General features: G+C 46.0%; 14 protein-coding genes. 1 reads left to right on the top strand and 13 read right to left on the bottom strand.

Features of this window, described 5'->3' with window-relative positions; genetic code table 11:
- Window positions 1-230: 230 nt before the first annotated feature.
- The 12 genes from choV to OQJ75_RS21270 all read right to left on the bottom strand — a co-directional run bounded on the left by choV (window position 231) and on the right by OQJ75_RS21270 (window position 14,407).
- On the bottom strand, window positions 231-1,442 hold the full coding sequence (gene choV / locus OQJ75_RS21215) for a choline ABC transporter ATP-binding protein (RefSeq protein WP_114634474.1): 1,212 nt from the start codon (window positions 1,440-1,442) through the stop codon (window positions 231-233).
- Between the two features lie 2 nt (window positions 1,443-1,444).
- Window positions 1,445-2,287 carry a choline ABC transporter permease subunit gene (choW, locus tag OQJ75_RS21220; protein ID WP_009845976.1) on the bottom strand — a complete coding sequence of 281 codons (843 nt, stop codon included), beginning with the start codon at window positions 2,285-2,287 and terminating at the stop codon, window positions 1,445-1,447.
- Window positions 2,288-2,382: 95 nt separating this feature from the next.
- Window positions 2,383-3,354 (bottom strand): choline ABC transporter substrate-binding protein, encoded by a 972-nt coding sequence (locus OQJ75_RS21225; protein WP_114634473.1) that lies wholly within the window; start codon window positions 3,352-3,354, stop codon window positions 2,383-2,385.
- A gap of 145 nt (window positions 3,355-3,499) precedes the next feature.
- Entirely contained in the window at window positions 3,500-5,227 is a 1,728-nt protein-coding gene (gene betA, locus OQJ75_RS21230) for a choline dehydrogenase (protein WP_265974786.1), read from the bottom strand.
- 72 nt (window positions 5,228-5,299) lie between these two features.
- Window positions 5,300-6,760, bottom strand: a complete 1,461-nt coding sequence (betB, locus tag OQJ75_RS21235; protein ID WP_171307496.1) for a betaine-aldehyde dehydrogenase — start codon at window positions 6,758-6,760, stop codon at window positions 5,300-5,302.
- Between the two features lie 96 nt (window positions 6,761-6,856).
- Window positions 6,857-7,459, bottom strand: coding sequence for a transcriptional regulator BetI (gene betI, locus OQJ75_RS21240; protein WP_017075682.1), 603 nt, complete (start codon window positions 7,457-7,459; stop codon window positions 6,857-6,859).
- Window positions 7,460-7,861: 402 nt separating this feature from the next.
- Window positions 7,862-9,043, bottom strand: coding sequence for a M24 family metallopeptidase (locus OQJ75_RS21245; protein ID WP_265974787.1), 1,182 nt, complete (start codon window positions 9,041-9,043; stop codon window positions 7,862-7,864).
- 37 nt (window positions 9,044-9,080) lie between these two features.
- Window positions 9,081-10,424 (bottom strand): TRAP transporter large permease, encoded by a 1,344-nt coding sequence (locus OQJ75_RS21250; RefSeq protein ID WP_171327663.1) that lies wholly within the window; start codon window positions 10,422-10,424, stop codon window positions 9,081-9,083.
- Window positions 10,421-10,963, bottom strand: a complete 543-nt coding sequence (locus tag OQJ75_RS21255; RefSeq protein WP_171327662.1) for a TRAP transporter small permease — start codon at window positions 10,961-10,963, stop codon at window positions 10,421-10,423. Before OQJ75_RS21255 ends, OQJ75_RS21250 begins: the two co-directional genes overlap by 4 nt.
- A gap of 120 nt (window positions 10,964-11,083) precedes the next feature.
- A complete protein-coding gene (gene dctP / locus OQJ75_RS21260; protein WP_265974788.1) occupies window positions 11,084-12,127 on the bottom strand; it encodes a TRAP transporter substrate-binding protein DctP in 1,044 nt (347 codons plus the stop codon).
- A 186-nt stretch (window positions 12,128-12,313) separates the two neighbouring features.
- Window positions 12,314-13,510: a M20 aminoacylase family protein gene (locus OQJ75_RS21265; RefSeq protein ID WP_265974790.1), complete on the bottom strand. Its 1,197-nt coding sequence runs from the start codon at window positions 13,508-13,510 to the stop codon at window positions 12,314-12,316.
- Window positions 13,511-13,612: 102 nt separating this feature from the next.
- On the bottom strand, window positions 13,613-14,407 hold the full coding sequence (locus OQJ75_RS21270) for an Asp/Glu racemase (protein WP_239847576.1): 795 nt from the start codon (window positions 14,405-14,407) through the stop codon (window positions 13,613-13,615).
- 310 nt (window positions 14,408-14,717) lie between these two features.
- Here OQJ75_RS21270 and OQJ75_RS21275 point away from each other — a divergent pair, with 310 nt between their 5' ends.
- A complete protein-coding gene (locus tag OQJ75_RS21275; protein WP_265974791.1) occupies window positions 14,718-15,209 on the top strand; it encodes an Lrp/AsnC family transcriptional regulator in 492 nt (163 codons plus the stop codon).
- A gap of 203 nt (window positions 15,210-15,412) precedes the next feature.
- On the opposite strand, the gene OQJ75_RS21280 is transcribed toward OQJ75_RS21275, so the two are convergent.
- Window positions 15,413-16,612 carry a diaminopropionate ammonia-lyase gene (locus OQJ75_RS21280; RefSeq protein WP_265974792.1) on the bottom strand — a complete coding sequence of 400 codons (1,200 nt, stop codon included), beginning with the start codon at window positions 16,610-16,612 and terminating at the stop codon, window positions 15,413-15,415.
- Between the last annotated feature and the right edge of the window lie 371 nt (window positions 16,613-16,983).

Raw genomic sequence — 16,983 nt, forward strand, 5'->3', positions numbered from 1 at the left:
TTGTACTGATGTTCATACTATTCTCAATCTTTTCTATACCACTAAACTTGCGTGGTACGGCACTTTTACTTAATGAAGGGGGAATGAAAGCTTCAATGAAGGCAAAAATAATGAATCAGAGAATACCAGTTCAAAGAATAATATATTTTAATAATCATAGAGGTAGAGAGACTTAACCCTCTCCACCCAATAAAAAATCAGCCCTAATCTCCAAGCTGGAAAACGAAATTTTACGCGGCTGTATTCATCTGAAAGTTACCCGTTAGCGCGTTGTAAAACTCGCTGTTATCCAAGATCCCTACCAATTGATTGTTTTCAACCAACAGAATTGGGTGGTTACTGATCTGCTTAAGCTTAATCGCATCACGCATACCAATCTCCGGGCTTGCCACTACCACACTAGACGCGTTAATCGCGGTTAGGTCGTCAGACTCGCTCCACTCAACAAGCGCCAAGGTAGATTCACCTTTCACCGATAAAGCACCTTCATTCTGTTCAATCCAGAGATCTTTAGAATCGCAGATCTTCCAGCTTTCATTTTCTTGCGTCAGTGAATCAAGAGGCTGCATTAAAGAGCGACCTTTAAGCACATTCAATGGATTGGTGTGAGCAACGAAGTCTTTTACGTATTCGGTTTTTGGCGTCAGTACGATCTCTTCAGGCTTACCGTGTTGAATCAGTTTGCCTGACTCCATGATCGCAATGTTATTGCCAATCTTCAGTGCTTCATCTAGGTCGTGACTCACGAACAGAATCGTTTTGTTGAGTTTATTTTGCAGCGTGATCAATTCATCTTGCAGCTGAGCACGAATCAGTGGATCAAGCGCCGAAAACGGTTCATCCATCAATAGAATGTCGGTGTCCATTGCAAACGCACGCGCCAAACCAACACGTTGCTGCATGCCGCCAGAAAGCTCATGTGGAAATTTGGTTTCCCATTCCGCTAGGCCGACCATTTCTAATTGTTCACGCGCTTTTGCACGACGAACATCTTTCGCTACACCCTGCATTTCAAGACCAAACGCCACGTTGTCTAATACGTTAAGCCATGGCATCAAAGCAAACTTTTGGAAAACCATTGATACGCGATGAGTACGAAGATGACGCAGAGTCGCTTCATCACATTGCGCTAAATCGACTTGTTGGTCACCGTCTTTGATTGTTAGTGAACCACGGCTGATCTCATTCAAGCCGTTAACTGCACGAAGCAAAGATGATTTACCAGAACCAGACAAACCCATCAATACACAAATCTCGCCTTCTTCCACCGTCAGCGACACATTGTCTACGCCGACAACTTGACCAGTTTCATCAATGATCTCTTGGCGAGTTTTACCTTGGTCGAGTAGCTCAAGCGCTTGTTTCGATTTATTACCAAACACAACATCGAGATTCTTAATGGTAATCGCGTCCATTGTCTTTTTTTCCTGAGAGTTAGACATGATTAAGCTTCCTTCTGGTTTGGTGTTTTGCACAAGCGGTCAAGGATGATTGCGACTAATACAATCGCTAATCCAGCTTCAAAACCTTGTGAGATGTTCACTGTGTTCAATGCTCGCACAACAGGTTTACCAAGTCCGTCAGCACCGACAAGAGCGGCGATAACCACCATCGAAAGCGACAACATAATACATTGGGTTACACCCGCCATGATGCTTGGTAGAGCCGCCGGTAATTCGACCTTCATCAGCAATTTCATGCGGCTGGCACCAAACGCTTTACCCGCTTCAATCAACTCTTCAGGGACTTTAGTTACCCCTAAGTAGGTCAAACGAATCGGTGCAGCTATTGCGAAAATAATGGTCGAGATTAAGCCAGGAACAATACCCAAGCCGAAGAGGACAAGAGTTGGAATCAGATAAACGAAAGTTGGGACTGTCTGCATCAAATCAAGGATTGGACGCAAAACTGTATAGAGCCAAGGACGGTGAGCAGCCATGATGCCAACCGGCACGCCAATTAATACGGAAATCGTTGTCGCCGCAAAGACGAGAACAAAGGTTTCCAGCATTTCTTGCCAATAGCCGAGGTTAAGAATAGTCAGCAGTGCTGCGACCACAAAGATCACCAGCGAAGGTTTACGGTGTAAGTACCATGCAATAGCAGCAGTCATCACGATTGGCAGAGCAGGCGGCATCCACTTAAATACATCGACTAAAAACATAATGACGGTTTCTAGAAAAATCGAAATAGCGTCAAAGAATCCTGCTGCATTGATTGTTAGCCAATCAACACCCGCTTCCATCCATTGTCCGACTGGGATTTTGTTTTCCGTAATAAAATTCACAATATTGCCTTTTATTATGGGTGGGCTACTTCAAACCAATCGATAAATTGGCAAGCCCACCTTTATTATTTATGTAGCTGTTGAGATAGGTAGAACTAAGCTTTAACTTGCTTTAGGTATTCAGTGACGGCTTGAGTCGCTGATTCACCTTTATGTGTTTTTACGTTGTCTAACCAAGCTTCCACTTGTTGAGAATTGTTGTTCAACCATTGTTGAGCCGCTTTTTCTGGCTTCACTTTTTGGTTAAGAATCTCTTCCATCAACTGGTTTTCCATCTCTAGAGTGAATTCTAGGTTTTGTAGAAGTTGACCGACGTTTGAACACTCCGACAGATAGTTTGAGCGAACATTGGTGTAGACATTCGCGCCACCGTAGTTAGGGCCAAAGAAGTCGTCACCGCCAGAAAGGTATTCCATCTCAACATTGCTGTTCATTGGGTGCGGTGCCCAACCAAGGTAAACGATCCACTGGCTACGACGAGCAGCGCGAGATACTTGCGATACCATGCCCGCTTCACTTGACTCCACTAGGCTGAAATCTTTCAAGCCAAACGCGTCAGAATCAATCATTGATTGGATTAAGCGGTTACCATCGTTGCCCGGTTCGATGCCGTAGATGCGGTCTTTAAATTTGTCGGCATGTTTTGCTAGGTCTGCGAAGCTTTTTACGCCAGAGTCGTACACATATTTTGGTACAGCTAGTGTGTATTTTGCGCCTTCAAGGTTGGCACGAACGGTTTCAACCGTGCCCGCTTCACGGTACTTAGCAATATCGCCTTCCATGGTTGGCATCCAGTTACCTAGGAATACATCAATATCGCCGTTTGCCATTGAAGAGTAAGTCACCGGTACTGAAAGTAGGTCGGTTTTGGTTTTATAACCAAGGCCTTTTAATAGTTCAGAAGTAACGGCGGTTGTTGCGGTAATGTCAGTCCAGCCTACATCAGCGAAGCGAACATTTTCACATTGCTGTGGTTCAAAAGAAGCGTTAGCACCAAATGCAAATGAACTAATGGCTAGTGCTGTTAACGTTTTCGTGGTCATGTTCTGAATATTTAGAGTCGTCATAATGGTTCCTTTTTATCTTTCCTTTTTCTGCTCGATATCAACACCGATAAAGAGCAGTTCTTCTGACTTTTGACTAATTTTTGTTGTTACTTTTTGCTTTTTCTATTTTTGAAATATTTTCTATTTTTCAACTAATAACAGGGACTTACGCTTCTCTTACTGGTTTATTTATTCTTTGCTTGTCTTCCCATTCAGGTGCAATCCACACTGAAACGCCCTGTTCTTTGAGCATCGGCTTACCTAAAATCAAATCGGAAGCACGCTCAGCAACCATGATGGTCGGGGCATTCAAGTTGCCGTTTGGAATGGTTGGGAAAACCGATGAGTCGACAACACGTAAGCTGTCGATACCGCGAACGCGACACTCTTCATCAAGCACCGCCATTGGGTCGTTATCTGAACCCATTTTGCAGCCACAAGAAGGGTGATAAGCACTTTCAACGTTCTGCTTAACCCATTCATCAATCGCTTCATCAGAAGTAATATTCAGACCTGGCTGAATCTCTTCACCACGGTAAACATCCATCGCAGGTTGCGACAAAATCTCACGCGTCAGACGAATACAATCGCGCCAATCTTGGCGATCTTGTTCAGTCGAGATGTAGTTGAAAATGATCTCTGGCTTGGCATGCGGATCAGCAGAAGTGATCGCAACCGTACCACGACTCTCTGGCTTGTTCGGGCCAACGTGTACTTGGAAACCGTGACCATCAAAGGCCGCTTGCCCGTCGTAACGCATCGCTGCTGGCAGGAAGTGATACTGAATGTTTGGCCACTTAAGTCCTTTGCGAGAGCGAATGAACGCGCACGATTCAAAGTGGTTAGTGGCACCAAGGCCTTTGCGAGTCAGAATCCATTCCGCGCCAATCATGCCCTTGCTGACCAAGCCAAGCTTGCTGTTGAGCGTGATGGGTTCGTTGCAGTGATATTGGAAGTACACTTCTAAGTGGTCTTGAAGGTTTTCACCGACGCCACTGAGTTCGTGTTTAAGCTCAACGCCTGCCCTTTCAAGCACGGCTTTCGGGCCGATACCAGAAAGTTGAAGCAGTTGAACGGAACCGATAGAACCCGCAGACGAGATCACTTCTTTGTTCGCTACAGCCACTTGGGTATTGCCTGACTTTTCAAACTCGACACCAACAGCTTTCAGCCTTGATTGACCTTTTGATGACTGGTCTTGTGCGTCTTGTGCTTCAAGTAAGAAACGACGCGCCACAATACCTTTCTTCAAGGTTAGGTTTGAACGCTTCAATGCTCGACGTAGATAAGCGTTAGAGGTTGAGGCTCTAACACCCTTGTCTACCGTCATATGCATGGTGCCGAAGCCTTCTTGCTGGTAGCCGTTATAATCTTGTGTTTCTGGGTAACCCGCGTCTTTACCTGCATCAATGAATGCTTGGTAAAGCGGGTTGAGCTCCATATCGTTACCATTACAAGTGCCGACAGGACCATTGTCGCCACGATATTCGTCACCACCTTTATTCCATGATTCAGCACGGCGGAAGTAAGGCAAGCAAGCTTGGTAATTCCAACCGGCTGCGCCCTCTTCTTCCCACTGGTCAAAGTCACAAGCGTGGCCACGAACATAAACCATGCCGTTGATCGATGAGCTGCCACCTAACACTTTGCCACGTGGGCAGTGCAGTTCACGTCCATCAAGGCCCGGTTCTTGCTCTGTTTCAAATTGCCAAGCGTACTTTTCAGTATTCATTGGGTAAGAAAGTGCGGTTGGCATCTGGATAAAAATACTCTTATCCGTACCGCCAGCTTCCAGTAATAAAACGCTATGTTCACCGCTTTCCGTTAGCCTATCCGCTAACACACAGCCGGCCGAACCCGCGCCGACGATAATATAATCGTAGCGTTGTTCCATATTTTAAGTTCCCTGAGATGAGTCAGTGAGGCTAACTCTTTTAAGCTAGCCCGTTGAATTAAGTATTACGCGTTAGGCATAAGGGCTGGCGTAGTCGCCAAGTTCAATAAGAATGCTCTTAGTCTGCGTATAGTGAAGTAGGGTTTCTGGTCCATTTTCACGGCCAATACCTGAAAGCTTGTAACCACCAACAGGCATTTCTGCAGGTGAGTCACCCCACGTATTAACCCAACAAATACCCGCCTGCATTTGATGGATCACGCGGTGAGCACGAGAAAGGTTTTGCGTGAACACGCCAGCCGCAAGGCCATATTTGGTGTCGTTAGCGCGGCGAATCACGTCGTCTTCGTCCGTAAACTTCAACACTGACATTACAGGGCCGAAAATCTCTTGTTGAACGTGAGGCATGTTGTCTTCGCAATCCACAAACACGGTTGGGATAACAAAGTTGCCGTTCGCTAAGCCGTTGTCTGTCACTCGATAGCCGCCAGTCAGCAGAGTTGCCCCTGACTGTTTTGCCAGCTCAATCGCTTCGAGAACTTTTGAAAGGTGTTCTTTAGAAATCAACGCGCCGATCTGAGTCTCCATGTCCATTGGGTTACCAATGATCAGTTTCTCAGTGCGTGTTTTAAGTTGGTCGATGAATGCGTTGTAGATATTTTCGTGTACATAAACACGGGTACCGTTAGTACACACTTCGCCTTGGGTGTAGAAGTTAGCAACCATCGAAGCGGAAACTGCATCATCCAATTTCGCATCATCAAACACGATCATCGGTGACTTGCCGCCAAGTTCCATGGTGACTGATTTCAGCGTCTTAGCGCTGTCTGCCATTACCGCTTTACCGGTACCGGTTTCGCCCGTGAACGACACTTTTGCGATGTCTGGGTGCGCCGTTAGCATCTGACCAACACGGTAATCGCCCTGAACCACGTTAAACACGCCATCAGGAAGACCAGCTTCAGTAAAGATCTCTGCAAGCTTTAGAGCTGTGAGCGGCGTTTCTTCTGAAGGTTTGAAAATCATCGCGTTACCCGCAGCCAAGGCAGGAGCTGATTTCCACATCGCGATTTGAATTGGGTAGTTCCACGCGCCAATGCCTGCACAGATGCCAAGCGGTTCACGACGAGTGTAGAAGAATTGAGATTCACTAAGGGGTTGTTGATCGCCTTGCAGCGTAGGCGCAAGGCCTGCGAAGTATTCAATCACATCGGCGCCAGATGCCACATCCACTTCAATCGCTTCTTGCAGTGGCTTGCCCGTATCAACAACCTCAAGGTTTGCAAGGTCATCATTTCGAGCTCTAAGTATTGCTACCGCTTTCAAAAGAATACGACTGCGTTCCACGGCTGTCATTGCTGACCATACCGCAAATCCACGTTTCGCTGATTCAATAGCGCTGTCGACATCCGCTGAAGATGCTTGGCCTAACGTCGCGATAGGTTCGCCGTTTGCAGGGTTAATGCTATCAAAGGTTTCACCAGAGGTTGCTTTAACCGCTGCGCCATCAATGTATAACGAGTTCATTTCCATTTGAGATTCTGACTTAATTATTGTTATTAGACTCTGCTGGTCTATATGTGAGTGTTTGCCGTTCAGGTACTATGATTGCAATGCTACGACCGCGTTCTATGCGGTGTTACACGAGTAGAACGTCAGTTGTTTATCAAGATAATCATTGATGATGGCGCGAGCCTTTTGAGCATCGATACCTTCAGGGTTTAACGTGCCTCTCAGCCATAACCCATCAATCAGAGAAGCAATCCCGTGAGCAACGAGATCCGCCTGTTCATGATTCAAAATACCTTTCAACTCAAGACGCAGATGTGAAATCAAACGTTTTTCATTCACACGCTGCAGTCTTTTCAGTTGTTGGTCATGCATTGAATAGGACCAAAATGCCAACCATGCCTTCGCGACTTTATTTTCGGCTTGGTAACCTTCGAAGTTACCGTCGATGATCGCGTTAATTCTCTGTTGGTGAGCATCAACAGGAAGCGCTTTTAGTGAAGTCGTGATGGTGTTGGATAATTGGCGAAGGATTTCACGCATCGTCTCTTCGAGCAGACCGTGCTTCCCACCAAAATAGTGATTAATGATACCTGTAGACACGCCCGCTTCTTTGCTGATTAACGCAATACTCGCGGCATGCAAACCTACTCGATCAATCACCGTCATGGTGGCTTGAACAAGCTGTGGTTTACGTATATCAGGCATCCCAACCTTCGGCATTTCTTAGTCCTTTTATTTTATATTGAACGTTCAGTTAAATATAAAATGACAGAAATTTAGTTAGGGTTCAAATGATTATTTAAAACAAACTCGTAACAATACAGCATTCAAAACAACAAAAATCATTATAAAACAATAAATTAAATATCATTCAGGGCACTAACGAAAACAATTAAAGATTTGAGGTGTGATAGTTATTGGTCAAATGTTTTTGCTCAACAAGGATAATATTTAAGCAGAAAGAGAGATTCTAGAAACAAGAAGGCATTCAACAATTAGAGATCTTTAGGTGTAAAAGATGAAGGGGTATGACGCAGTAAAAAATAGAACAGAGCGTCCAACAAAGTGCTTGAACGCCCTCCTCTACCAGGATTCAACATTATGACTAGATTCTAAACGTAACTAACCAATAATCGGCATCGATTGCCATGCCCTTTGGTGCAACATTTCGCAACCAAATTCGGTAATAACGATGTTCTCTTCATGCACCATCATGCGGTTTTTCGCAAACGCCATGCCCGGCTCAAGGGTTAACACCATACCGGGTTTTAAGATCACATCCCCATTTGGCACATGTGATGGCCACTCGGTTAGCTGCATACCCAAGCCGTGCCCCATTCGACCCACATCGTTGCCAAGCACGCCGCTCTTTTCGAGTACCGACCACATGGCTTGCCACACGTCTCCGGTTGTTCGTCCCGGCTCTGCAATCGCGAGCCCTGCTTCTGTCGATTGATAAACGGCGTCATAAGCCGCTATCGTATCTGGCTGCGCATGCCCAAACGCATAATTGCGGTCAAAGTCGCTGAAGTAGCCATCAAAGTTAGCCCCCGTGTCGATGATCAACACGTCACCTTCACCAAGTACACGATCCGTTGGCCCCATGATGATGTTGTCATAGCCACCTTGGCCAGATGCCGAAATCAGATAAGGACACGCATCGGCACCCAAACGCAGCATCTCCAAATGCATGGCTTTACACGCCTGTCGTTCTGTCATCCCTATCGCGAGATGATGACGAAGATACTCAAAGCCCGCCGCCGTGACTTGGCAAGCGAAGCGTACTTTATCGATCTCCGCTTGAGATTTAACACTGCGCAAGCCTCGAACCATCAGTGACACATCAACCACACTGTGTTGGCTCAGCTTCTGCTGTAACAACGCATAGTTAGTGGCAGGCATACGCAGATGTGTTTCCGGGCCAATCATCGAACCGACTCGGCGAGAACCCTTGGAGACCTCAGATAACGTAGAAGCTAATAAAGAGATACCGTCATCTTCTGGCCTTGGTGACGGCCAACTGCGCACATCATCAATCCATGTCTCGTCAAAACCAGCCACACCGATCTCTGGTACAACAGCGATCGGCTTACCAACCGCTGGCACCACCAAAAACCAAGGTCGAGTTGGGCTTTCCCAGAACTGCGATTTAAAGCCACTAAAATAGCGGAACTCAGGCTCGGTCGTGAAAAACGCAGCATCGATGTTTTGCGCGCGAAGACGTTGTTGCAACTCGACAGTACGTTGCTCTAGTTCTGCTGATTCAAACCCTCTCTGCGGAGGTGTTAATGGCAATATACTCATATCTCTATCCTTGATTGAATAAGGGTAACTCGACGGATTAATTGAATAAAATGTCTCTTGGTAACAGAGCAATGCTTGGGAAGAAAATCAGCAACGCAGACATCAACACCAAGATCAGGAAGAACGGCAGCGTCCCGCGAATCACTTCCATATAAGGCTTTTCAAAGATGGCGATAGCAGTAAAGATGTCACAACCGAATGGAGGCGTTGCCGACCCAATAGCCATTTGCAGCGTCACCATCACGCCGACCAATATCGGATCGATACCTGCGGCATCCACAATCGGCATGAAAATCGGCGTCAAGATAAGCAAAACCACCAATGAATCCACGAACATACAACCGACAAAGAAAGTCAGTGCGATAACAAACAGAATGAACTCGGGAGAAGCATCTTCTAGATTGAGAGGAGCCAACAACTCTTGAGGGATTTGTTCAAACGAGATGTACCAAGAGAACGCCTGACCAACACCCACCAGCACAAATACCACCGCCGTAATCAAGCCGGTATTTAACGCCGCATCGCAGATGTCTTTTACGCCAAGTTTGCGATAAAAAATGCACTCAACGATGATCGCATACAACACCGCGAATGAGGCCGCTTCGGTTGGCGTGACAATGCCCGAATAGATACCGCCGATAATCAAAGCAGGGAAACCAAGAGGAAGAATCGCTTTCTTAATTGCTTCAATGCGTTCTGCTGTGTTGGCTTTTTCAACCAAGGTGATGGTATCGCTGTGTTTTACGCTGTAGGCATAGCTGTACAACGAGAACAGGCTCGCGAGCACTAAACCTGGGCCAATACCGGCAATGAATAATTCACCCACACTGGCGTTAGCTAAGGTGCCGTAAAGAATCAGACCAATACTCGGTGGAATGAGGAACGCGATGTCACTGGCATTGATGATCAGGGCCATCACAAAGCTGTCTTTGTAGCCCGCTTGCAGCAACTTCGGACGCATGATTTGGCCGACCGACACCACGGTCGCTTGGGTCGAACCGGAAACAGAGCCAAACAAGGTACAGCTGATACACGTCGTAATCGGTAACCCACCACGCAGATGTCCAACAAACGCTTGGATCAAACCAAGTAAATTATAGGCTGTGTGTCCACGCGTCATAATATCGGCCGCCAAGATAAACATGGGAACCGCAATCAATGCGTTGGGTGAGATGCCCGTAACCATCTGTTGAATAAGCACTCCCGGCTCAACCTGAGAGAAATGAATCAAGCCAATTAGAGCCCCAACCGCTAGCGGCACAATCATTGGGAAGCTCAAAAACAGCAGAATCACCATCACAGAGACAAGAGTAAATGTGATGACATAAATATCTAATTCTCCGGCAATAATGTCCGAGAAAAACTGTGCAACATCGCTCATTCGAACTCACCTACTTTAGTGTTTCTATTTTCAATCACGTCAAATGACACGTAGATCTCTTTGTGCAGTAAGTTCATCAAAAAACTCATGCTGTATTGCAATCCGGCAATGAAAAAACCAATCGGAATGATCGCGTACACCCAATAAACCGGGAACTGCAAGGCTGGACTTAATCGATTGATGTCTTTGAGCTCTTTAACGTAGAAGAACGCATGGTAGGTGAGGTAAAACATCAACATCCCAGTCAACAATGCAATCACGGTGGTGAGCACCTTCTGGGCTTTGAAACTCAGTGAATCGTACACCGCAGTCATGCGGATATTTCGACCTTGGCGGACGGCATAGGCGAAGCCAATAAAGGTCACTGAGACAATAAGGAATTGATTAAGCTCTTCTGAGAAGAACAGGCTTTTATTGAAGGCATATCGCCCAATCGCATTGGCGGTGGAGTTGATCATCATCGCGAGAATAGCGGTTGTGATTAAAAAGCGTTCTAGCTTTTCTGTCGCGACGCTTATTTTATGTAGCAGTTCTTTCATAACAGGCAGTGCTCCATACTTCGTTCAGTGACAGGGGTCCATTGCCACAATTTGGAGAAGGTGGGGATAAGCTAACCGCTGCCAATAAACAGCGGATAGCATTCATCCTAACAACGCTTTCTATTGCGTCGCTGAAGCAGCCTTCACTTCATCTAGGATTTCTTCGAGAATAGTTTTTGCCCCCTCGCGCGCTTCACTTTGCTCTCCTGAAGGATAAGCATTTGCCACCACGTCATAGTAAGTGGTGTGCAGCTTTTGACTGAGTACCTTGAAGCGTTCACGCTCTTCCTCGGTTAACACAACCACTTGCATGTTTGGACGCTCTTTCAAGATCTTGTCCATGTTCTCTTTGTTGATACGGATCTGATAGTCGTAAGCCGCTTGGTCTGCCGCGGTGATTGCTTTGTCGACCATAGCTTGCTTCTCTTCAGACAGGCCGTCGTACCACTTGCTGTTGGTCGAAACCGTGCTCACATAAGGTTGCTGGCCTGGGAACATTAGGTAGTCTTGAACCTCATGCCACTTCGCGTTGTAGATGAAGTAGATCGGGTTAACCATGCTATCGATGGTCTTAAGTTGCAGTGAACCGTACACTTCACCCCAAGAAAGAGGAGTAGGTGTTGCACCAAACGCTTTGTAGGTTTCAACAGGAATGGTTGAAGTGAAAGTACGGATCTTCTGGTTCGCAAAATCTTCAGGTGTGCGGATAGGTTTGTTGCCACCCCATACCATTTCGCCTTCAGACATCATCGACAACAGCTTGAGGTTTACGCTCTCAAACTTAGGTGCCAGCTTGTTGTAGATGGTTGGGCTTTCCGTTAAGACCTTATGCGTGATTTCTTCATTGGTGCCCAGTACATACGGCAAGCTCACCGCTTGTACTTCAGGAACATAAGACCCTAAGTGACCCGCGCCTACAGACACGAATTGAATCGTGCCTTTAGCAGCCAGTTCTACGATATCGTTCTCTGTACCCAGTTGACCGTAGTAATAGATGCGAACACGGATGTCGCCATCAGATTCCTTCTTAATCACTTCCGCAAATTTTTGCGCATAGATATCTTGAACGTCTGTTTTGTCCTCTTCTGAAGCAAACTTCCATGTTTCGGCATGAACGCCAAAAACCATGCTCAAACTTAGCAGTGCTACGCCTAATCGTTTCATCCTGTCTTTCCTTTTATTATCCTAATTACACGTTGATGACTTTGGTCACTTCACGCGCTTCAGTTTTGGCTGTATCGACAATAAACTCCGTTTAAAGTCAGCCATCTTGCAGTGCCAAATGCGTCACTGCTGAATCTGTGTCTCTACTTGTTGATTCAAATTGAATTACTTCTCATTGAGTCGCTTTTAAATTGATCGTGCTAAACGATCGTTCACCAACTGAATCCAGTAGCTCGCACCGAGCTTTAAGATGCCGTCGTTAAAGTCGTATTCAGGGTTATGCAATGCGCAGCCACCGACCGATTCCGTGCCGTTACCCAACAACACATAACAGCCCGGTTTAACGCGAAGCATGCTTGAGAAATCTTCCGAAATAGTCAGCGGGTCACAGGCGTCATTAACGTTCTCTACGCCAAGCACTTTCTGCGCGGCGGTAACCGAATACTGGGTTTGTTGCTCGCTGTTGATGGTTGGGTAGAAGGTATTAATAAACTCAAATTCGTAAGTCGCGCCTGCTGCCTGACAAATGCCCGCCACAATTCGCTCCATGCTCTGCTTGATTCGATCGAGAGAAGATTCAGTAAAGCAGCGGCAGTCACCCTTGATAACCACTTGAGTAGGAATGACGTTAACCGTGCCATCGGTAATAAATTCGGTGGCAGAGACTACAGCGGTGTCGTGAATCGCACTGAGATTGCGAGACACGATGGTTTGCAGACCAAGAATAACTTGCGAGCCAACAACGAGAGGATCGACCCCTTGATGCGGCAGAGCAGCATGTCCACCCACACCATTGATGGTGATCTCAAAGCTACTTTCACTGGCCATTAATGATCCGGGGCGAACCATCAACTCACCCTCCGCTAAACCGGGGAAGTTATGAACTCCATACACTTCATCAATCGAGAATCGCTCAAATAAGCCATCATCAATCATCGCTTGCGCGCCACAACCGTGTTCTTCATCGGGTTGAAAAATGAAATACACAGTACCATCGAAGGTTAGGTTCTCGGCCAAATAGCTTGCAGCGCCGAGCAGCATTGCGGAGTGTCCATCGTGCCCACAAGCGTGCATTTTTCCATCGTGTTGTGAGCAGTGTGCGAAGTTGTTTTGTTCATGAATGTGTAGCGCATCCATATCAGCTCTCAGACCAATGCTCGCTTCACTCGATCCTGAACGAAGTATCCCAACTAATCCTGTTTTACCAATGTTACGCACCACCTCGATACCAAAGCAGTGTAACTTGTCAGCGATAAAATCGGAGGTCAGATTCACATCAAAACCACACTCAGGAAAACGGTGTAAATGTTGACGCCACTCAGTCATGCTTTGAATAAGCTGCGAAGACAGTTGGTCTGGTTTGATCGAGAAAGTAGACGGCATAGTAGTAGTCCCAAAGTGTAATTCTTTGTATTAACGTAAAATTTTTAGTTAGCTTGACTGCTGAATGTAAAACGCAGAGCGAGCAGCTTTAATCGAAGGTCGTTACAACGACTGCGACCTTCGGCAATTATCTGAGGGTGGTTCAAGATGGTGCTCTAACAGCGCACCGAAACCTTTTATGGGCGAGGGGTAGTTCATCAATTGAAGCGAGTGCCAAGCCAACACTTGATTGCTGCTGACAACGGGTTTATCTAGCTCCGCTTCAATGGATTCAAGCACCGATGCTGCACGCAGTGCCGTGCAAGAGATAAACAGAAGATCCGCTTCAGGATCGCACACTTGTAGTGCGGCATGTTTAATGTCCATTGGGTCAATGAACGTCATCGCGGTGTCATCTTCAAAGCCAAAACCAGCAATGCTCAACACTTCAATGCCTTGCGATTCAAAAAATGCTGCGACGTCTTGATTCACAGCTTCGGTATAAGGCGTTAATACTGAGATACGCTTAGCTTGGAAGCTTTCAAACGCCGCTAAGGCCGCAGTCACCGGATTCGTTACTGCTGCATTTGGGCAAGATTGATGAATAAGCTGGGTAATTCGTTCGCTGCCAATCGCTACGGTGCCAGAGGTACAAGCGTAAATCACAACATCCAATTCGGTGCCCGGAAGGATGGTATCAGCGCAAGCAGCGATTCCTGGCTCCATCTTCCGCAGGTTCTCTATCGTCAATGGATTATAGTTTCGAACTCGGCTGGTGAACGACTGCACATCGTCTGGAAACAAGGTGTTTAAATCACGCTCAATATTGAAATCTGTCGCTAACGCAATCACACCGACGCGTCCTGCTGGTGCCAATTTCTCTAATTCAAACTGTAAAGTAGCGGTTGCAGATTTCATACTTTCCGACTCCTTGAGCTGTCAATATCAATACTCAACAAATGTTAACAACATGTATCATATAAACTTCAAACTCTGTAAATTTGAACTTTACATTTCGTTCACAAGGTTAATAATGCACCGATAACTTTAAGGATTATCATTAAACGAATACCTTATTGTGCGGGAATTCCGCATTTTTATTGCGTTATAGTGATTTTTTGTTCTCAATCCTCTGTGATTAATTGTTGGAGCCAAATACCTTTAACTCGATCACACACTGGTTCAAAAGAAACAATTAATTTACAAATTGATACTGGGAAGTATGGGTATGACACAACAGCCTGCATTGGTGGTCGACAGTTTCGACAAGAAGATCCTCAACATCGTACAAGACTCAAATAGAGCAACATCAGACAAGATTGCAGAAAAGGTCGGGCTCTCTCCCGCTGCCGTTCAGCGCCGTTTAAAACGCATGAGAGCACAAGGTGTGATTCAGGCTGATGTCTCAGTGATTAATCCAAAAGCGGTCGGTCACGGAATGACGTTTATCGTTCAGGTAACACTTGAACGCGAGCGTGTGGATTTGATGCACAACTTCAAAAGAGAGATGAGTTCGAACCGTTCTGTGCAGCAATGCTATTACGTCACAGGCAGCTCTGATTTTATCTTAATCGTCACGGCTGCAGATATGGAGGGATACGACAATTTTACTCGTGAGGCCTTCTTCGATAATGCCAATATCAAAAGCTTTCAAACCAATGTGGTGATGGATAACGTCAAGGTCGGGCTGACCATTCCGATTGATGAACAGCGCGATTGATGACCAGCGAAATTAGAAAACAAGGCGTGTCATGAGATGAAGTCAAAAAGAGAGAAAAAAAGACGGTATGAAGAAACCTTACATACCGCCAACTATGGGGCTTACTTTATTATTCGTTGTTCGCAATTAGCTCTTAACTACTAACTACTAACTACTAACTACTAACTACTAACTACTAACTACTAACTATGAGCTTTTCGTTATTAGATTTTGTTGTCGATAATTTGTTGGTAGAGATCCGGGTCAGTTGCCCCTTCAGTACCAATTACTAGCACTCGGCTGTCTTGAGTTAAATTCAGTTTTTCAGCGAAATTCGGTTCTTGTTTAGCGATGATCGCTGCGGCAAACCCTGGAACTGCAGATTCGCCTCCTTCTATTGCCACTTCCGTTTTCTCGCCACTCGCCAACATGCGCATCGCTTGCGGGATCGCCTCTTCACTCAGCGTCATAAAATCATCAGCGCCATTTTGGAGAATCGTCCATGCCAAGCTCGAAACCTCACCACAGGCAAGTCCAGCCATCAGCGTCTCTAGATCGCCCGTTACCACAATCGGTTTACCCGCTTGAGCGCTCTTCTGCAAACAGTTAGCTTGTTCAGGTTCGACGATTACAAAGCGTGGACGATCAACACCCCACAAATCCCAGAAGTAACCACACACAGCAGATGCCAAACCACCTACTCCACCCTGCACGAAAACATGAGTTGGGATTTCACCATCAAGTTGCTCGACAATTTCAGCCAGCATCACGGTGTAGCCCAGAGCAACGTCTTTCGGGATTTCCATGTAACCTTCGTAAGAAGTATCCGATACAATCACGCGGTTTTTCGCTCGCGCTTCTGAATCAGCCAAACGAACCGATTCATCGTAGTTACCTGTAATACGAACCACTTCTGCACCAAATGCTTCCATCGCTTGCTTACGGCCTTCCGACACATCGCGATGAATGTAGATAACACAACCACAACCAAACATTTGTGCGCCCCACGCGACCGAGCGACCATGGTTTCCATCTGTCGCACAACTCACAACGATCTCAGCAACTTCTGATTTCCATTCCCCGTTTAACAACTCACTGATGGTCGGATTCTTTCCATAGCGATTGGCGATCTCAATCTGAAGCTGACGGGCAACAGCATACGCACCGCCCAGAGCTTTAAAGCTTTTTAGACCAAAACGTTGAGATTCGTCTTTGTACCAGAATTTGTTTACACCGATCTCAGCAGAAATCGCATTCAGCTCATGCAAAGGAGTAACGGCATAGCCCGGCCATTGTGAAATATCCTTAATTGCCTGCTCAGAACTCGCAACACTCAAAATTTCAAGTTGCTCATTTGAGTACTCCAATTCAGGGCGTGCTTGAGGGTTCGCATAGTGTGTCAGAGTGCCAGCCAGTAACTGCATAAATGATCGTCCTTATAAGTCATTCACATTGCTCCTTACTACAGCCAAATGAAAAGTTACGGCTTGTAAGGTTTGCGGATATTAAATTCTATCGGACAAAAAGTGCCTTGATTACGCTTTCTAAATTCCATATCTGCGGGAATTCTTTGTTACCTCGCTAAAAAATGCAGAATTTAGTCATCGTGAAAATATCGCAGTCTAATCTCACTTCACTATAGCAGCGACTCGAGTTATTGAGCCTGTGCACAGCACGATTCCCCCTAAGCACAATCACCTGATTTTCATAGCACTACAAATGAAATGCAGCCAAACAGAAACAAAAATGTATGGTCCGCCCCGTTATTGCAACTACAATTAAGTAATAACGGAGT

Source organism: Vibrio sp. 14G-20, from assembly GCF_026241515.1.
Classification (GTDB): domain Bacteria; phylum Pseudomonadota; class Gammaproteobacteria; order Enterobacterales; family Vibrionaceae; genus Vibrio.